Consider the following 15,417-nt stretch of genomic DNA (forward strand, 5'->3'; position numbering starts at 1 on the left):
CCCCATGCGCTTTCTTTTCAAGACCTCGTACGAACAAGACCTGCGCCTGGCCAAGCATGGCGGGCATATCTTCTGGTACAGCCTGCTGGCCGTGGCGCTGGTCGCAGCCCCCTGGGTGGCGCCCGAGTACTGGCTGGCGCAGCTCACCTTCGTGCTGATCTACGCCATCGTCGGCCTGGGGCTCATGCTGCTGGCCGGCTTCACGGGGCTGTTCTCGCTGGGGCATGCGGCCTTCCTCGGCGTGGGGGCGTACACGCAGGCGGTGCTTACGGGCATGGGCTGGCCGTTCGCGCTGTCGCTGGCCTGCGCGGCGGGGCTGTCGGCCGCCGTGGGCGTGGTGGTGGGCCTGCCCGCGCTGCGCGTCAAGGGCATCTACCTGGGCATGGCCACGCTGTCGTTCGGGTTCATCGTCGAAGAGGTGTTCGCGCGGTGGGAATCGGTGACCGGTGGCAACTCCGGCAAGCACCTGGTGCCACCCGAAATCTGGGGGTTCAAGTTCGAATCCACCGAATCGTTTTACTTCTTGTGCCTGGTGATTGCCGTGGTCAGCACGCTGGCCATCCTGAACCTGCTGCGGTCCTCCACGGGCCGGGCCTTCGTTGCGATCCGCGATTCGGAAATATCGGCGCAGAGCATGGGCATCCACTTGGCGCGGTACAAGACGCTGTCGTTTTCCATCTCGGCGGCCCTCGCCGGCATCGGCGGTGCGCTCTATGCGCACAAGCTGCAGTTCATCTCGCCCGACCAGTTCAACATCCTGCAGTCCATCGACCTGCTGCTGATGATCGTGATCGGTGGGCTCGGGTCGGTGCATGGCGCGTTCCTCGGGGCCATCTTCCTCATCACCATGCCCCAGATGATTTCGCTCAGCAAGGACTGGCTGCCCGCCGCCATCGGCCAGGCGCCGGGGCTCCAGGCCGTGGTTTATGGCGCGGTGCTGATCGCGTTCGTGCTGTTCGAGCCCATGGGCCTGTACGGCCGCTGGCTCAAGGTGCGCACCTGGCTGCAGATGTTCCCGTTCTACCGCAGGGGGATGTTCAAGCGGCAGAAGTCCTTCCAAAAATCAGACAGGCTGAAATGAACGACGACATCCTGCTCACCGCCCAGAACCTCAGCGTGCGCTTTGGCGGCGTGCTGGCGGTCAACAAAGTGAGCTTCGACGTGCGCCGGGGCGAGGTGTTCACCCTCATCGGCCCCAACGGTGCGGGCAAGACCACGGTGTTCAACCTCATCAGCCGCATCTACACGCCCACCACCGGCACCATCGCGTACGCGGGCCCGGGCGGCGCCATGCTGCCTTTGACTGACCAGCCGCCTCACAAGGTGGCGGGCCTGGGCATCGCCCGCACCTTCCAGAACATCGAGCTGTTCGAGCATGCGAGCGTGCTGCACAACCTGCTGATCGGCCGCCACACGCGCCGCGAGACCGGCCTGTGGGCAGAGATGTTCTTCACCCGCAAGGTGCGCGACGCCGAGGTGCGTGCCCGCGAGAAGGCGGAGCAGGTCATCGACTTTCTCGACCTGCAGCACTACCGCGACACGCTGGTGGCCGGCCTGCCGTACGGCGTGCGCAAGGTGGTGGAGCTGGCGCGCGCGCTGTGCACCGAGCCCCAGCTGCTGCTGCTCGACGAGCCCTCGTCGGGCCTGAACGTGGAGGAGACCGACGACATGGCTTTCTGGATCCAGGACATCCAGCACGAGCTGGGTATCACCGTGCTGATGGTGGAGCACGACATGTCGCTGGTCTCCAAGGTGTCCGACCGCGTGCTGGCCATGAACCAGGGCGAAGTGGTGGCCATGGGCACGCCGCGCGAGGTGCAGTCGCACCCCGGCGTCATCGAGGCGTACCTCGGCACCATCGACGACGTGAGCAACCTGCGCCGCCCCGCAGGCTCCAGCCAGGAGGTGCGGGCATGAGCGCCGTTCTCGCCGTCGACAACGCTGGCACCGCGGCCGTGGCCGACCCCCAACCCCTGCTGAAATTGCAGAACGTCGAGAGTGCCTACGGCCCCATCAAGGCCATCCGGGGCGTGAGCCTGCAGGTGCGGCGCGGCGAGATCGCGGCCGTGCTGGGCAGCAACGGCGCGGGCAAGACCACCATCTTGAAGACCATCAGCGGCATCATCGACCCGCGCAAAGGCACCATCGAATTCCAGGGCCAGGACATCACGGCGCGCGACCCCGCGGCCATCGTGCGCCGGGGCCTCATGCACGTGCCCGAGGGGCGTGAGGTGTTTGCACTGCTGTCGGTGCGCGACAACCTGCTCATGGGCGCGTACACCCGCAGCGACACCGATGCCGTCGCGCGCGACATCGAAACGGTGTACGGCTACTTCCCCATCCTCAAGGAGCGTGCCGCGCAGGACGCGGGCCTGCTGTCGGGCGGGCAGCAGCAGATGCTGGCCATCTCGCGCGCGCTGATGGCCAACCCCGAGCTCATCCTGCTCGACGAGCCCAGCCTGGGCCTGTCGCCCAAGCTCACCAAGGAAATCTTCGAGATCGTGGTGCGCATCAACCGCGAGCGCGGCACCACCATCTTGCTGGTGGAGCAGAACGCGAACATGGCGCTCAACGCCTCGGACTACGGCTACGTGCTGGAGAACGGCCGCATCGTGATGGAAGACAGCTGCGAGCGCCTGCGCGAGAAGGACGACATCAAGGAGTTCTACCTGGGCATGAAGGACGAAGGCGTGCGCGGCGAGCGGCGGTGGAAGAAGAAAAAAACCTGGAGATAAGTCCACATGTCGAATCTCTGGGACCTTGATCACATCCAGCCCGCCGGCACCGACGTGCTGGCCGGCAGCACCATCTCCGCCATGTTCTGGAACGCGGTGGCATTGCGCGGCCCCAACGTGTGGATGCGGCAAAAGGAGCTGGGCATCTGGAAGAGCTGGACCTGGGACCAGACCGCCGAGGCCGTGCGCGAGATCGCGGGCGGGCTCATGGCGCTGGGCTTTGCCCGCGGCGACTGTGCGTCCATCCTGTCGAACACCAACATCGAATGGGTGCTGGCCGACCTGGCCGTGCTCAGCTGCGGCGGCGTGTCCAACGGCATCTACCCCACCGACGCCGCGGCGCAGGTGCACTATCTGAGCGAAGACTCCGCCACCACCGTGCTGTTCGTGGAAAACGACGAGCAGCTCGACAAGGCGCTGGAGGTGCGCGCGGGCCTGCCGCTGCTGCGCAGGATCATCGTGTTCGACATGGAAGGCCTGCGCGGGCTGCAGGACCCTGGCGTCATCAGCCTGCAGGCACTGCGCGACCTGGGCCGCGCCTGGAACCAGCAGAACCCCGACGCGCTCATGCGCCGCGTGCAGGCCTGCCAGCCCGAAGACGTGGCCATCCTCGTCTACACATCGGGCACCACCGGCAAGCCCAAGGGCGCGATGCACACGCACGCCGCGCTGGTCTACACCGTGCGCGGCTACAACACGCTGATCTCGCGCACCGACCAGGACGAGGCCATGTGCTTTCTGCCGCTGTGCCACATTGCCGAGCGCATGGGGGGCGAGTACTTCTCGCTGTACACCGGCTCGCGCCTGAACTTCGTCGAGAACCCCGACACCGTGCCCGAGAACGTGCGCGAGATCGCCCCCACCGTGTTCACCGCCGTGCCGCGGGTGTGGGAGAAGTTCTATTCGGGCGTGATGATCGCGCTCAAGGAATCCACCGCGCTGCAGCAGGCGGCGTATGCGTGGTCCATCGGCGTGGGCACGCGGATCGCCGACCTGGTGCTGGCCGGCCAGCCCGTCGGCGGGCTGCTGAAGCTGCAGTTCCAGCTGGCGCGCTGGCTGGCGCTGAACAACGTGCGCAAGCTCATCGGCATCCACCGCGCGCGTTTTCTGGTCACGGGGGCGGCGCCCATCTCGCCCGAACTGGTGAAGTGGTACCTGGCCCTGGGCGTGCCCATGCTGGAGGTATGGGGCATGACGGAGACCTGCGGCGCGGCCACCGGCGTGCCCGCCAGCCGCATCAAGCCCGGCTCCATCGGCCCTGCGGCGGCCTACAACGAGGTGCGCATCGACCCCGCTACCGGCGAGATCCTGGTGCGCGGCCCCAACGTGTTCAAAGGTTATCTCAACCTGCCCGAGAAGACGGCCGAGACCATCGACGCCGACGGCTGGCTGCACACGGGCGATGTGGGCACCATCGATGCCGACGGCTACCTGCGCATCACAGACCGCATGAAGGACATCATCATCACGGCCGGCGGCAAGAACATCACGCCGAGCGAGCTGGAGAACGAGCTCAAGTTCAGCCCCTACGTGACGGACGCAGTGGTCATCGGCGACAAGCTGCCCTACCTCACCGTGATCATCATGATCGACCAGGAGAACGTGGAGAAGTTTGCGCAGGACAACGACGTGCCGTTCTCCAACTACGCCAGCCTGACGCGTGCGCGCGAGGTGCAGGACCTGATCCAGGCCGAAATCGACCGCGTGAACACGCAGTTCGCCCGCGTGGAGCAGATCAAGAAGTTCTTCCTCCTCGACACCCAGCTCACGGCCGAGGACGAAGAACTAACGCCCACCATGAAGCTCAAGCGCAAGCTGGTGCAGCAGAAGTACGCGGCGCAGATCGAGGCGATGTACCGGTAGGGGCGGCCTTCGACAAGCTCAGGCTGAACGGGTGGGGGTTGGTGGGTTGGTGGATTGAGGGTTTGTGGATTGAACCCCAAAGCCGTGCAATCACCCCCTACCGTTCGGGCTGAGCCTGTCGAAGCCAGGGCGCACCGCCACCCAGGCCCGCCCCAGATAGGGAAAGTGCTGGTGCCCCACCCCGGGCATCGTTCTATAACGAGCGATCGTGTTCGATCCAACCGAAGGAGACGTGCCATGAAACTTCATCCCATCGCAGCCCTGGCTGCCATGGCCCTGGCTGCAGGCGCCGCGCATGCACAGGCCACCCAGGGCGTGAGCAAGGACACCATCACGCTGGGCTCTATCCAGGATCTGTCGGGCCCGCTGGCGGGCTTTGGCAAGCAGGTGCGGCTGGGCATGATGCTGCGCGTGGACGAGGCCAACGAGCAAGGCGGCGTGAACGGCCGCAAGCTCGACCTCAAGGTGGAGGACTCGGGCTACGACCCCAAGAAAGCCGTGCTGGCCGCGCAAAAGCTTGTCAACCAGGACAAGATCTTCATGATGATCGCGCACATCGGCACCGCGCAGAACCTCGCCGCCATGCCGGTGCAGTTCAGCAAGAACGTGATCAACTTCTTCCCCGTAACGGCCGCGCGCGAAATGTACGAGCCCTTCCACAAGCTCAAGTACTCGTTCGCCGCCACCTACTACGACCAGATCCGCCTGGCCGCCCCCAAGCTCATCAAGGAGAAAGACGCCAAGAAGGTCTGCACCATCTACCAGGACGATGAGTTCGGCCTGGAGGTGATGCGCGGCGGCGAGGCGGCGCTCAAGTCCATCGGCATGGAATTCGCAGAGAAGACCTCGTACAAGCGCGGCGCCACCGACTTCTCGTCCCAGGTCGCCAAGATGAAGTCCTCGGGCTGCGACTTCGTGATCCTGGGCACCATCATCCGCGAGACCATCGGCACTATCGGCGAGTCGCGCAAGACGGGCTTCAACCCCACCTTCCTCGGGTCCAGTGCCGCCTACACCGACCTCATCCACAAGCTGGGCGGCAAGCCCATGGACGGGCTGTACGCCACCATGACGGTGCAGCACCCCTACCTGGACGAAGCCAGCCAGCCCATCCGCTTCTGGGCCAACAAGTACAAGACCAAGTTCAACGAAGACCCCACCGTGTTCTCGGTCTATGGCTACGGCGCGGTGGACGCCTTCATCAAGGCCGCGCAAAAGGCGGGCACGGGCCTGACCACCGACAGCTTCATCAAGGCCATGGACACCATGGTGATCCCGCCCGACATGTTCGGCAGCGCCGAGGCTTCCTACGGCCCGCAAAAGCGCCTGGGCAGCGACCTGTCGCGCCTGTCGCAGATCACCGACGGCAAGTGGAAGGTGGTGTCGGACTACGTGAAGTAGCCGCGCCCCGGCTTCGCCCCCCAAGCCGCCCCGGGGCGGCTTTTTCATTCGGGGGTGCGCCCGGGCCTGGACAGTGGCAGAATTTAACCAAGCAGTAACTTTGCAAAAATAGGATCGCCGCAATGATCGACCGCACCCTCTTCCAGAGCGACCACCTGGCGTTTGCCGACAGCTTCCGCCGCTTCATCGACAAGGAAGTGGTGCCCCACCACGCCGCCTGGGAAGACCAAGGCTACGTGGCGCGCGAGGTATGGAGCCAGGCGGGGGCCAACGGCTTCTTGTGCATGAGCCTGCCCGAGGAATACGGCGGCGCCGGGGCCGACAAGCTCTATTCGGTGGCGCAGATGGAAGAGCTGGCGCGCGCCGGCACCACCGGCATCGGCTTCGGGTTGCACAGCGAGATCGTCGCGCCGTACATCCTGCACTACGGCACCGAAGCGCAAAAGCGCCGCTACCTGCCGCCAATGGCCAGCGGCGCGGTGGTGGGCGCCATCGCCATGAGCGAGCCCGCCGCCGGCAGCGACCTGCAGGGCATCAAGACCACCGCCCTGAAGAGTGCCGACGGATCGCACTATGTGCTCAACGGCAGCAAGACCTTCATCACCAACGGCTGGCACGCCGACCTGGTGATCGTGGTCGCCAAGACCGACCCGGCGGCCGGGGCCAAGGGCACCAGCCTCTTCTTGGTGGAGCGCGGCATGCCCGGCTTTGAAAAAGGACAGCGCCTCAAAAAAATGGGCATGAAGGCGCAGGACACCTCCGAGCTGTTCTTCACCGACGTGAAGGTGCCCGCCGACAACCTGCTGGGCGGCCCCGCCATGGAAGGCCGTGGCTTCATCTGCCTGATGGAGCAGTTGCCCTGGGAGCGCCTGCAGATCGCCATCACCGCCGTGTCCGCCGCGCAGGCCGCCATCGACTGGACAGTGGACTATGTGAAGGACCGCAAGGTCTTCGGCCAGAGCGTGGCCTCATTCCAGAACACCCGCCACACCCTGGCCGAGCTGCAGACCCAGGTGCAGGTGGCGCGCGTGTTCGTCGACAAATGCTGCGAGCTGATCACGCGCGATCAACTCGACACCCAGACCGCCAGCATGGCCAAGTACTGGACCACCGACCTGCAGTGCAAGGTGATGGACGAGTGCGTGCAGCTCTTCGGCGGCTACGGCTATATGTGGGAATACCCCATCACCCGCGCCTATGCCGATGCGCGCGTGCAGCGCATCTACGGCGGCACCAACGAGATCATGAAAGAGGTGATTGCGCGTGCGATGGGCCTGGGCAAGTAACACAACGCGCAAGACAACGTGAACCCGCCCCGTACCCACCTTGGCTCCCTCGGCCTCGCGTTCAGCCATCCCCTGCCGTTCAAGCTGAACTTGTCGACACCCCGCGCGGCGCATCGACAAGCTCAGCGTGATCGGCTTCTATGGTGGGAAGGCCAATGGGTATCCGCGGGCGCCGAACGCCTCTACAGGTACCAGGCGGCGCGGGCTTCTTCAGGGCTGAGCGGCGCGCCGGGGCGGCGGTCGGTGACATTCACCCAGGACCGGACGCCCTGGCTGCCACTGAGGGCCCGCATCAGCAGCAAACCCGCGCCGATGCCGCGAATGGCCGCCGCGCCGGGACTGGGCGCCATGAAGGCCGCCACCGCCAGAGCGCTGGAGGCCGCCAGCGCCACATGGTGCTCCAGCGCAAAACCTTCACGCGTGTCGTCGTATTCCACAGCGCCACGGACCATGCGCTGCAAGGCAGAGGATGTATTTCGTTTCATAGCCAAAATTGAGAAAGCAACGACCGAAAGATAGTGCAAAAACCGCCGCACCGGCGTCAGAGAGCGTGCTGTCGTGGTGTGAGCCACCAATCACCGCGCCTTGCCGCGGGCAAGGTCAGCTTTGCCAGCGTGCGCGCCTTCACCGAACCATGTCAGAGACCACCGGAGACCATTCATGACCGAAGCCTATGTATTCGATGCGCTGCGCACCCCGCGCGGCAAGGGCAAGAAGGACGGCACCCTGCACGAGGTCAAGCCCATCGACCTGCTCACCGGCTTGCTGATCGAGCTGCAGGCGCGCCACCGCTTCGACACGGCCGCGGTGGACGACGTGGTCATGGGCATCGTCTCGCCCGTGGGCGAGCAGGGCTCGGTGCTGCCCAAGGTGGCCGCGCTCAAGGCCGGGTGGGACTTTCGCTGTGCGGGCGTGCAGGTCAACCGCTTTTGCGCATCGGGCCTCGAAGCCGTGAACCTGGCCGCGCAAAAGGTGCGCAGCGGCTGGGAGGACCTGGTGGTGGCCGGCGGCGTGGAGAGCATGAGCCGCGTGCCCATCGGCTCCGACGGCGGCGCCTGGGCGCAAGACCCCGCTACCAATTCGGAAACGCTGTTCGTGCCCCAGGGCATCGGCGCCGACCTGATCGCCACGCTGGACGGCTACACCCGCGCCGACGTGGACGCCTTCGCGCTCGAATCGCAGCGCCGAGCCACTGCGGCGCGGGCCGCGGGTTACTTCAAAAATTCCGTCGTGCCCGTGCGCGACTTCATCGGCCAGACCATCCTGGCGGAAGACGAATTCATCAAGCCCAAGACAACCCTCGAAGGCCTGGGCGCGCTGAAAGCATCGTTCGAGCAACTGGGCGGCATGGGCTTCGACGCCGTGGCGCTGCAGCGCTACCCGCAGGTGGAGCGCATCCACCACGTTCACCACGCGGGCAACTCGTCCGGCATCGTGGACGGCGCCGCCGCCGTGCTGATCGGCAACGAGGCCGCCGCCAAGGCCCACGGCCTCACGCCGCGCGCGCGCATCGTGGCCACGGCACTCAGCGGCGCCGACCCCACCATCATGCTCACCGGCCCCGTGCCCGCCGCCCAAAAGGCGCTGGCCCGTGCGGGCATGACCATCGACCAGATCGATTTGTTCGAAGTCAACGAGGCGTTTGCCGCCGTGCCCATGCGCTTCATGCGCGAGCTGGGCGTGCCGCACGACAAGGTCAACGTGAACGGCGGCGCCATCGCCATGGGCCACCCGCTGGGCGCCACGGGCGCAATGATCCTCGGCACCCTGATCGACGAGCTGCACCGCCGGGGCCAGCGCTACGGCCTGGCCACGCTGTGCGTGGGCGGCGGCATGGGCATTGCCACCATCGTTGAACGCATTTGATTGACGGGCAGGAGACAAGAACATCATGCAAACCATCCGCTACGAACTCATCCCCGCCCAGGGCACCGAAGGCCAGGTCGCCGTCATCACATTCGACGAAGCCAACTCCCCCGTCAACACCATGTGCCGCCAGTGGCAGCAAGAGCTGGGCGAGGTCACCGCCCAGGTGGTGGCAGACCGCGAGCGCCTGGGCGCCGCGCTCAAGGGCATCGTCCTTGCATCCGCCAAGACCAGCTTCTTTGCGGGCGCCGATCTGAAAGCCACCATGCGCCTGACACCCGCCGACGCGCCTGCCGCGTTCAGCGAGATCGAGCGCATGAAGGCGCACTTTCGCACGCTCGAAACACTGGGCATCCCCGTGGTGGCCTGCCTCAACGGCGCGGCGCTGGGCGGTGGGTGGGAGGTGGCCCTGGTCGCCCACTACCGCATCGCCGTGGCCGACCCCAAGATCCAGTTCGGCCTGCCCGAGGTCACGCTGGGCCTGATGCCCGGCGCCACCGGCGTGACCAAGATGACGCGCCTGCTGGGCCTGATGGGCGCACAGCCCTACGTGCTGGAAGGCAAGCTCTTCAACCCCGCCGAGGCGCTGGACCTGCAACTGGTGCACGAGCTGGTGGCCACGCGCGAGCAACTGCTGCCCGCCGCCCTGGCCCACATCGCCACCCACCCGCACGCCGTGCAGCCGTGGGACGACAAGCATTACAAGATGCCCGGCGGCACGCCCGCCAACCCCAAGATCGCCAGCGCCCTGACGGTAGCGCCCGCCATGCTCAAGAAGACCACGCGTGGCCGCTACCCTGCGCCCGAGGCGGCCCTCGCCGCCATGGTCGAAGGCGCGATGGTGGACTACGACACCGCCCTGCGCATCGAAAGCCGCTACCTCGCCCGCCTGATGACCGGCCCCGTGGCGCGCAACATGATCAACACGTTCTTCTTCGACATGAACGCGATCAAGAGCGGCAAGTCGCGCCCGGGCTCAGCCCCGCGCTACAAGCCGCAAAAGGTCGGCATCCTGGGCGCCGGCATGATGGGCGCCGGCATCGCCTGGGCCCAGGCCAGCCGGGGCATCGCCACCGTGCTCAAGGACGTGAGCGCGGAAAAGGCCGAGGCCGGCAAGGCCTACAGCACCAAGCTCGCACAAGCCCGCGTGGACAAAGGCCGCATGACGACCGAGGCGCAGCAAGCGCTGCTCTCGCGCATCACGCCCACCGCCAGCGCGGCCGACCTGGCGGGCTGCGACCTCATCATCGAAGCCGTGTTCGAAAGCCGCGACCTCAAGGCCCAGGTCACGCGCGAGGCCGAGCCGCAACTCGCGCCCGGCGGGTTCTTTTCCAGCAACACCTCCACCCTGCCCATCAGCGGCCTGGCCACGGCCAGCAGCCGGCCCGAGAAGTTTGTCGGCATCCACTTCTTCAGCCCCGTGGACAAGATGAAGCTGGTAGAAATCATCCGCGGCAAACAGACGGACGACAAGACCGTGGCCCGCGCGTTCGACTACGTGCAGGCCCTGGGCAAGGTGCCCATCGTGGTCAACGACGCGCGCGGCTTCTACACCAGCCGCACCTTCGGCACCTACGTGATGGAAGGCGCCGCCATGCTGGGCGAAGGCATCCCCGCCGCTGCGATTGAAAACGCCGCCCTGCAGGCCGGCCTGCCCGTGGGGCCGCTGGCCGTGCTGGACGAAACCGCGCTCACCTTGAGCGTGCACGTGCTGGACCAGACGCGCGCGGACTACGCGGCGGAAGGCAAAACCTACACCGCCACGCCCGGCGAGCTGCTGGTGGAGCGCATGGTCAAAGAGCTGAAACGCCCCGGCCGTGCGGGCGGCGGTGGTTTTTACGACTACCCCGCAGGCGCCAGGAAGCACCTGTGGCCGAAGTTGAAACCTTTGTTCGAAAAGCCCGGCGTGGCGTGGAGCGTGCAGGAGATTCAGGACCGGCTGCTCTACCGTCAGGCCATCGAGACTGCGCGTTGCTTGGCGGAGGGGGTGCTGACCAGTGTGCATGACGCGAACATTGGGTCGATCTTTGGGATTGGGTTTCCGGCTTGGACGGGGGGGGCTATGCAGTTTGTCTATGGAATGGGCGTGAAGGCATTCCTCAAGCGGTCGGATGAACTGGCGGCGACGTACGGGGCGGGGTTCGTTGTGGAAGCAAAAGCCCGAGATGCCCTTCGAGACTTTCAGCCCACCTATTGATCGACCTTGTTTCATTCGAACCGGATAGCTGAAGGCACTCGCTTCTGGCACACCAAACGCATCACCGACCATTTGCCCTATCCGCTGGTTCGGTGTTGTGGAGAACACCCACCACAGCCCTGCTCTGCGCTGTGCTGCGCAGTGCGGGAAGCACCACGTCTTTCAGCGTGAAGCGTCCGCCGCCATGGCGCTTACCGCGCCACCATCCGCAACCCCAGCGCAATGAACACCGTGCCTGCCAGCCGGTCCAGCCATACACCCACCCGCGGCTTGCGGTGGATCCACCCACCGACCCTGCCTGAGAAGTAGCCCAGCAACCCGAACAGCACCGCCGCCTGCGCCGTGAACAGCAGCCCCAGCAAGCCCAGCTGCAGCTCCATGCCGCCGCGCGATGCATCCACGAACTGCGGCAGGAACGACAGGAAGAACAGCACGACCTTGGGGTTGATGGCGTTGGCTATCAGGCCCTTGGAGAAGGTGCGGCCGAGCGATTCAGCAGCGGGTTGGCTGCTGGAGCTGCCATGGGCGCCTTCGATGCGCACTGCGCCTGCGTGGCGCAGGGCCTGGGTGCCAAGCCAGATCAGGTAGGCACCACCCGCCCACTTGAGCGCCGTGAAGGCCACTGGCGATGCGGCCAGGATAGCGCCTACGCCAATGACGGCCAGCACGGTATGGCTGAGGCAACCCAATGCGCAACCCAGGCCAAACACGATGCCAGCGCGGCGGCCTTTGGACATGCCGACGCTGAGCACCATGAGGTTGTCGGGACCGGGCGTGGCTGTGAGCATTACGGCGGTGAGAAGAAACGCGATGGCCTGGGCGGTGGTCAACATGGTGGTGGCTGCCTGGTTTTTTTTGGCTGGCCGGGGCAGACGGTGACAGTGATGGGGATGGTGGTGTGCTGAGGCTTGCCCTGAATGTCCAAGGCATCGCAGCAAACCGAATACTATCCAATCAATAGCATTCGTTCCTTTACAAACCAGCGGCAGAGGCCTGAAAAGATGGAAGCTGGGCCTGCCAACGCCCGCCGCTTGGGCTGCAGGTCCAGATGCCAGGCTGCTTCCGGGGGCCGAAGGACCCGCAGCCCCGCCGACCACCACCCGTGGCTGTATCGGAGCCGGGCGGATGCCCCGTCCGGCAGATACGGGCCCGGCCAGCTCGCCGCCATCAATCCACGATGAGTTTGTTGTTGTTCAGCAGCTGGGTAATGATCTGCTGGTCGGTGGTGGCGCCGGAGTAGAGAGACTGCAGGTCGACCCCCGAAAGAACGATCTGCTGGGTTTCGGTGGCGCTGGTATAGGCGGCCCCCACGAAGTGGGAATCCGCAGCAAACCCACCCGTGTGGCTGATGTGGATGATGGTGTTGCCCCCCGAGATCTCGAAGTGCACATAGTCCGCCAAGTTGCCCGCGCCGTTGGATGGACCCACGTGCTCCCCCTGCAGCAGGTCGCGCAGGTCCAGCACGTCGCCCCCCGCGGTATTGCTGCCCGCTGCCGCCGTTTCGAAGTTCTGGATGGTGTCCACCGCAGGAGTCCCGGCAGCGCCCTGGTCGCCCAGGCTCCAGACAAACACGTCCACGAAGTTTTCACCGGCATCGCCGCCGATCAAGGTGTCGTTGCCGGGACCGCCCGAGATCACGTCGGCACCGCTGCCGGCGTTGATGGTGTCGTTGCCGCTGCCGCCGTAGAGCATGTCGGACCCGCTCCCGGCAGAGAGGTTGTCATCACCGTCACCACCGTGGACGATGTTGTTGCCATTGGCGGCATTGATGGTGTTGTCGCCATTTCCACCTTGGATGAATTCGTTGGCAGAGCTGCCGGTGTAGCCGCCACTCGCTGTCGTGGTGATGTCCACCGTTGTGTAGGCCGCCTTGAGCGTCACCACACTGCTCACGCTCGCAGTGACGCCACCGTTGGTTTCCGTGGATGTGACCTGTACGGTCAGGTGGGTTGCGTTGGTCGTGTAGCTGCCAGGAAGATTCAGCATCAGGTTGGGCAGGTCCGCCTCGGCAAGCTGCCACACGCCGCCACCCAGGTTGGCGCCCGCATTGAACGAGACACCCGTGGGCACGTTGCTCACCCTGATCGACAGGCTCTCGGAGCCATCCGTGTCCACCAGCGTTGTGGTGATAGGGAACCTGGCGCTGGTTCCACCAGTGCCGTGCGCATTGACCACCAGGGACTTCAAAACCACCAACGAAGGCGTGGTGGCCGAGCCGACGGTCACATTGACCGTGGCCGTGCTGCTGGCGCGGGAGGGATCCTCTATGGTGTAGGTGAAGCTGGCGGCACCTTCGAAGCCGCTGGCTGGCGTAAAGATGACGTTGTTGCCAATGCGGCTGACCGTGCCGTTCACTGCCGCCTGTACCGACACCAGGGTCAGCACGTCTCCATTGGCATCGGTGTCGTTGGCCAGCAACGTGGACACGGGAATGGAAATGGCCGTGTCCATGCGCGTGAGGGCCGTGTCGTTGGCAGCGACCGGCGCCTGATTGACGGTGGGATTCACGGTCACCGTGACGGTGCCGGTCGCCGTGTGGCCATGCCCATCGTCGACGGTGTAGGTGAAGGTGTCCGTACCGGTGAACCCGGCGTTGGGGGTGTAGATGGGGTTGCCTGTAACGGCATCGATCACCACCGAGCCATTGGCGCCCTGAGTCACGCCAACAACCGTGAGCGAATCGCCATCGGGGTCCGTGTCGTTGCCGCGCACGGCAATGACTACAGAGCTGTCTTCATCCACTGTCGCCACATCGTTGTTGGCGACGGGCGCGCCATTGGCCGGCGCATTGACCGTGACCGTGACGGTTGCGGTGGATGTGGCGCCCTTGCCGTCGCTGATGGTGTAGGTGAAGCTGTCACTGCCGGCAAACCCTGCGTTGGGTGTGTAGATGGGGTTGTTCGTGACGGCATCGATCACCACCGAGCCGTGAGCGCCCGGCGTCACACTGGCAACCGTGAGGGGGTCACCGTCGGCATCGGTGTCGTTGCCGCGCACAGAGACGGTCACAGGGGTGTTTGCATTGGTGGAGACTGCGTCGTTCACCGCCACGGGCGCACGGTTCACGGTGATGCTGAGCGTGCTCGATGCGCCTGTGTGCACGGTGTAGGTCACTACCAGCGGACTGGCGCCAGTGAACGGCGAGGCCGCCACAAAGGTGTAGTCGCCGTTGCTCTGCATGGTCAACGTGCCCAGCCCTGCCGCCGTGGCCGGCGTGCCGGCCGCGTACCGCGTGCCCTGGTAAGTGAAGCTGGCCAGCACCAGCGGGCCATCAGGGTCCAGGTCATTGAGCAGCACATTGCCCGTGGCCTGCGCTGCCGCCACCGCCGACACGGTATCGGCCAGCAAGGTGCTGGACTGATGGCCCTGCGCCGCGGTGGCCGCAGCAGCGCACAGTGCCGCCACATCGACCCAGCACGCGCCGCCTGCAGGCAGTGCAGTGCCAACGGCACAGACGGTGCCCGGGCGGGCCGGGGTCACTGGCAGGGGCGACGGAATGCCCAGCGGAAAGCAGGTGCTCCAGGTCGGCTGCGTGATGCTGGTGATGCGCAAGCCGGACGCTGTCCCGTTGGTGTAGACCACCGGCAGGAATCCCGAAGGATCGCCACCGGGTGTGGTGCCCGTGGACTGCACGGGAATCGTGAGCGTTTCTCCACCCGCCTGGTGGAACGCAGCCTGCAGCTCCTGCAACTGGGCCTGCACAGCGTCACCCCACACCACCAAGGCGCCCAGCACCGTGGCCACGGCTCCCAGCGCCACGCTGCGCAAGGTGGCGGAGGACACGAGGCCTTTCGTGCGCACCATCCAGCCCATGCAGGCCACCATGGCCACCGCCAGCAGCAGCAAGGCGCCAGGGTGGTCGACGGGTATCGCTGCGGCCGCGAGCGCGCCTGCCGTAATCGTCTGCGCCTGCGCCGCCGGCAATGCGGCCACCAGCAGCATTGCAGCCGCCAGGCGCCGCAATGCACTGCGTGCACCGAGAGGGTCAGCGAAAAATGGGGCGCAATACCAGGGGCGCAACATCGATAGTCCTTCGTTGTTGGAAGAATGAAAGCTCATGGGGGGTTGC

General features: G+C 65.7%; 11 protein-coding genes. 8 read left to right on the top strand and 3 right to left on the bottom strand.

Features of this window, described 5'->3' with window-relative positions:
* The first annotated feature begins 4 nt into the window (after positions 1-4).
* The 6 genes from ASF16_RS05490 (at position 5) to ASF16_RS05515 (ending at position 7,285) form a co-directional block, all read left to right on the top strand.
* Positions 5-1,081 (top strand): branched-chain amino acid ABC transporter permease, encoded by a 1,077-nt coding sequence (locus ASF16_RS05490; protein ID WP_056163947.1) that lies wholly within the window; start codon positions 5-7, stop codon positions 1,079-1,081.
* Complete coding sequence (locus ASF16_RS05495) at positions 1,078-1,917, top strand: ABC transporter ATP-binding protein (protein ID WP_056163950.1); 840 nt, start codon at positions 1,078-1,080, stop codon at positions 1,915-1,917. Before ASF16_RS05490 ends, ASF16_RS05495 begins: the two co-directional genes overlap by 4 nt.
* Positions 1,914-2,735 carry an ABC transporter ATP-binding protein gene (locus ASF16_RS05500; RefSeq protein ID WP_056163951.1) on the top strand — a complete coding sequence of 274 codons (822 nt, stop codon included), beginning with the start codon at positions 1,914-1,916 and terminating at the stop codon, positions 2,733-2,735. The genes ASF16_RS05495 and ASF16_RS05500 overlap by 4 nt, the downstream gene beginning before the upstream one ends.
* A 6-nt stretch (positions 2,736-2,741) precedes the next feature.
* On the top strand, positions 2,742-4,598 hold the full coding sequence (locus ASF16_RS05505) for a long-chain fatty acid--CoA ligase (protein WP_056163954.1): 1,857 nt from the start codon (positions 2,742-2,744) through the stop codon (positions 4,596-4,598).
* A 237-nt stretch (positions 4,599-4,835) separates the two neighbouring features.
* On the top strand, positions 4,836-5,999 hold the full coding sequence (locus ASF16_RS05510; protein WP_056163958.1) for an ABC transporter substrate-binding protein: 1,164 nt from the start codon (positions 4,836-4,838) through the stop codon (positions 5,997-5,999).
* Positions 6,000-6,121: 122 nt separating this feature from the next.
* On the top strand, positions 6,122-7,285 hold the full coding sequence (locus ASF16_RS05515) for an acyl-CoA dehydrogenase family protein (RefSeq protein ID WP_056163961.1): 1,164 nt from the start codon (positions 6,122-6,124) through the stop codon (positions 7,283-7,285).
* A 182-nt stretch (positions 7,286-7,467) separates the two neighbouring features.
* Here the strand turns inward: ASF16_RS05515 and ASF16_RS05520 are convergent, their stop codons facing one another.
* Positions 7,468-7,770 carry a hypothetical protein gene (locus ASF16_RS05520; RefSeq protein ID WP_235507267.1) on the bottom strand — a complete coding sequence of 101 codons (303 nt, stop codon included), beginning with the start codon at positions 7,768-7,770 and terminating at the stop codon, positions 7,468-7,470.
* Between the two features lie 175 nt (positions 7,771-7,945).
* Here ASF16_RS05520 and ASF16_RS05525 point away from each other — a divergent pair, with 175 nt between their 5' ends.
* Together ASF16_RS05525 and ASF16_RS05530 are read left to right on the top strand one after the other, a co-directional pair.
* Entirely contained in the window at positions 7,946-9,151 is a 1,206-nt protein-coding gene (locus ASF16_RS05525) for an acetyl-CoA C-acetyltransferase (protein ID WP_056163969.1), read from the top strand.
* Positions 9,152-9,176: 25 nt separating this feature from the next.
* Complete coding sequence (locus ASF16_RS05530) at positions 9,177-11,348, top strand: 3-hydroxyacyl-CoA dehydrogenase NAD-binding domain-containing protein (RefSeq protein WP_056163972.1); 2,172 nt, start codon at positions 9,177-9,179, stop codon at positions 11,346-11,348.
* Between the two features lie 191 nt (positions 11,349-11,539).
* Here the strand turns inward: ASF16_RS05530 and ASF16_RS05535 are convergent, their stop codons facing one another.
* Together ASF16_RS05535 and ASF16_RS05540 are read right to left on the bottom strand one after the other, a co-directional pair.
* Positions 11,540-12,181, bottom strand: coding sequence for a LysE family translocator (locus ASF16_RS05535; RefSeq protein WP_056163977.1), 642 nt, complete (start codon positions 12,179-12,181; stop codon positions 11,540-11,542).
* Positions 12,182-12,515: 334 nt separating this feature from the next.
* On the bottom strand, positions 12,516-15,407 hold the full coding sequence (locus ASF16_RS05540) for a midcut-by-XrtH protein (RefSeq protein WP_235507268.1): 2,892 nt from the start codon (positions 15,405-15,407) through the stop codon (positions 12,516-12,518).
* Positions 15,408-15,417: the final 10 nt, after the last annotated feature.

This window comes from Acidovorax sp. Leaf78 (genome assembly GCF_001422735.1).
In the GTDB taxonomy this organism is placed as follows: Bacteria; Pseudomonadota; Gammaproteobacteria; order Burkholderiales; family Burkholderiaceae_C; genus Acidovorax.

Coding starts and splice junctions, on each gene's coding strand:
- ASF16_RS05505 (WP_056163954.1), top strand. CDS start 2,742: ATGTCGAATCTCTGGGACCTTGATCACATCCAGCCCGCCGGCACCGAC.
- ASF16_RS05540 (WP_235507268.1), bottom strand. CDS start 15,407: ATGAGCTTTCATTCTTCCAACAACGAAGGACTATCGATGTTGCGCCCC.
- ASF16_RS05535 (WP_056163977.1), bottom strand. CDS start 12,181: ATGTTGACCACCGCCCAGGCCATCGCGTTTCTTCTCACCGCCGTAATG.
- ASF16_RS05495 (WP_056163950.1), top strand. CDS start 1,078: ATGAACGACGACATCCTGCTCACCGCCCAGAACCTCAGCGTGCGCTTT.
- ASF16_RS05525 (WP_056163969.1), top strand. CDS start 7,946: ATGACCGAAGCCTATGTATTCGATGCGCTGCGCACCCCGCGCGGCAAG.
- ASF16_RS05490 (WP_056163947.1), top strand. CDS start 5: ATGCGCTTTCTTTTCAAGACCTCGTACGAACAAGACCTGCGCCTGGCC.
- ASF16_RS05500 (WP_056163951.1), top strand. CDS start 1,914: ATGAGCGCCGTTCTCGCCGTCGACAACGCTGGCACCGCGGCCGTGGCC.
- ASF16_RS05520 (WP_235507267.1), bottom strand. CDS start 7,770: ATGAAACGAAATACATCCTCTGCCTTGCAGCGCATGGTCCGTGGCGCT.
- ASF16_RS05530 (WP_056163972.1), top strand. CDS start 9,177: ATGCAAACCATCCGCTACGAACTCATCCCCGCCCAGGGCACCGAAGGC.
- ASF16_RS05510 (WP_056163958.1), top strand. CDS start 4,836: ATGAAACTTCATCCCATCGCAGCCCTGGCTGCCATGGCCCTGGCTGCA.
- ASF16_RS05515 (WP_056163961.1), top strand. CDS start 6,122: ATGATCGACCGCACCCTCTTCCAGAGCGACCACCTGGCGTTTGCCGAC.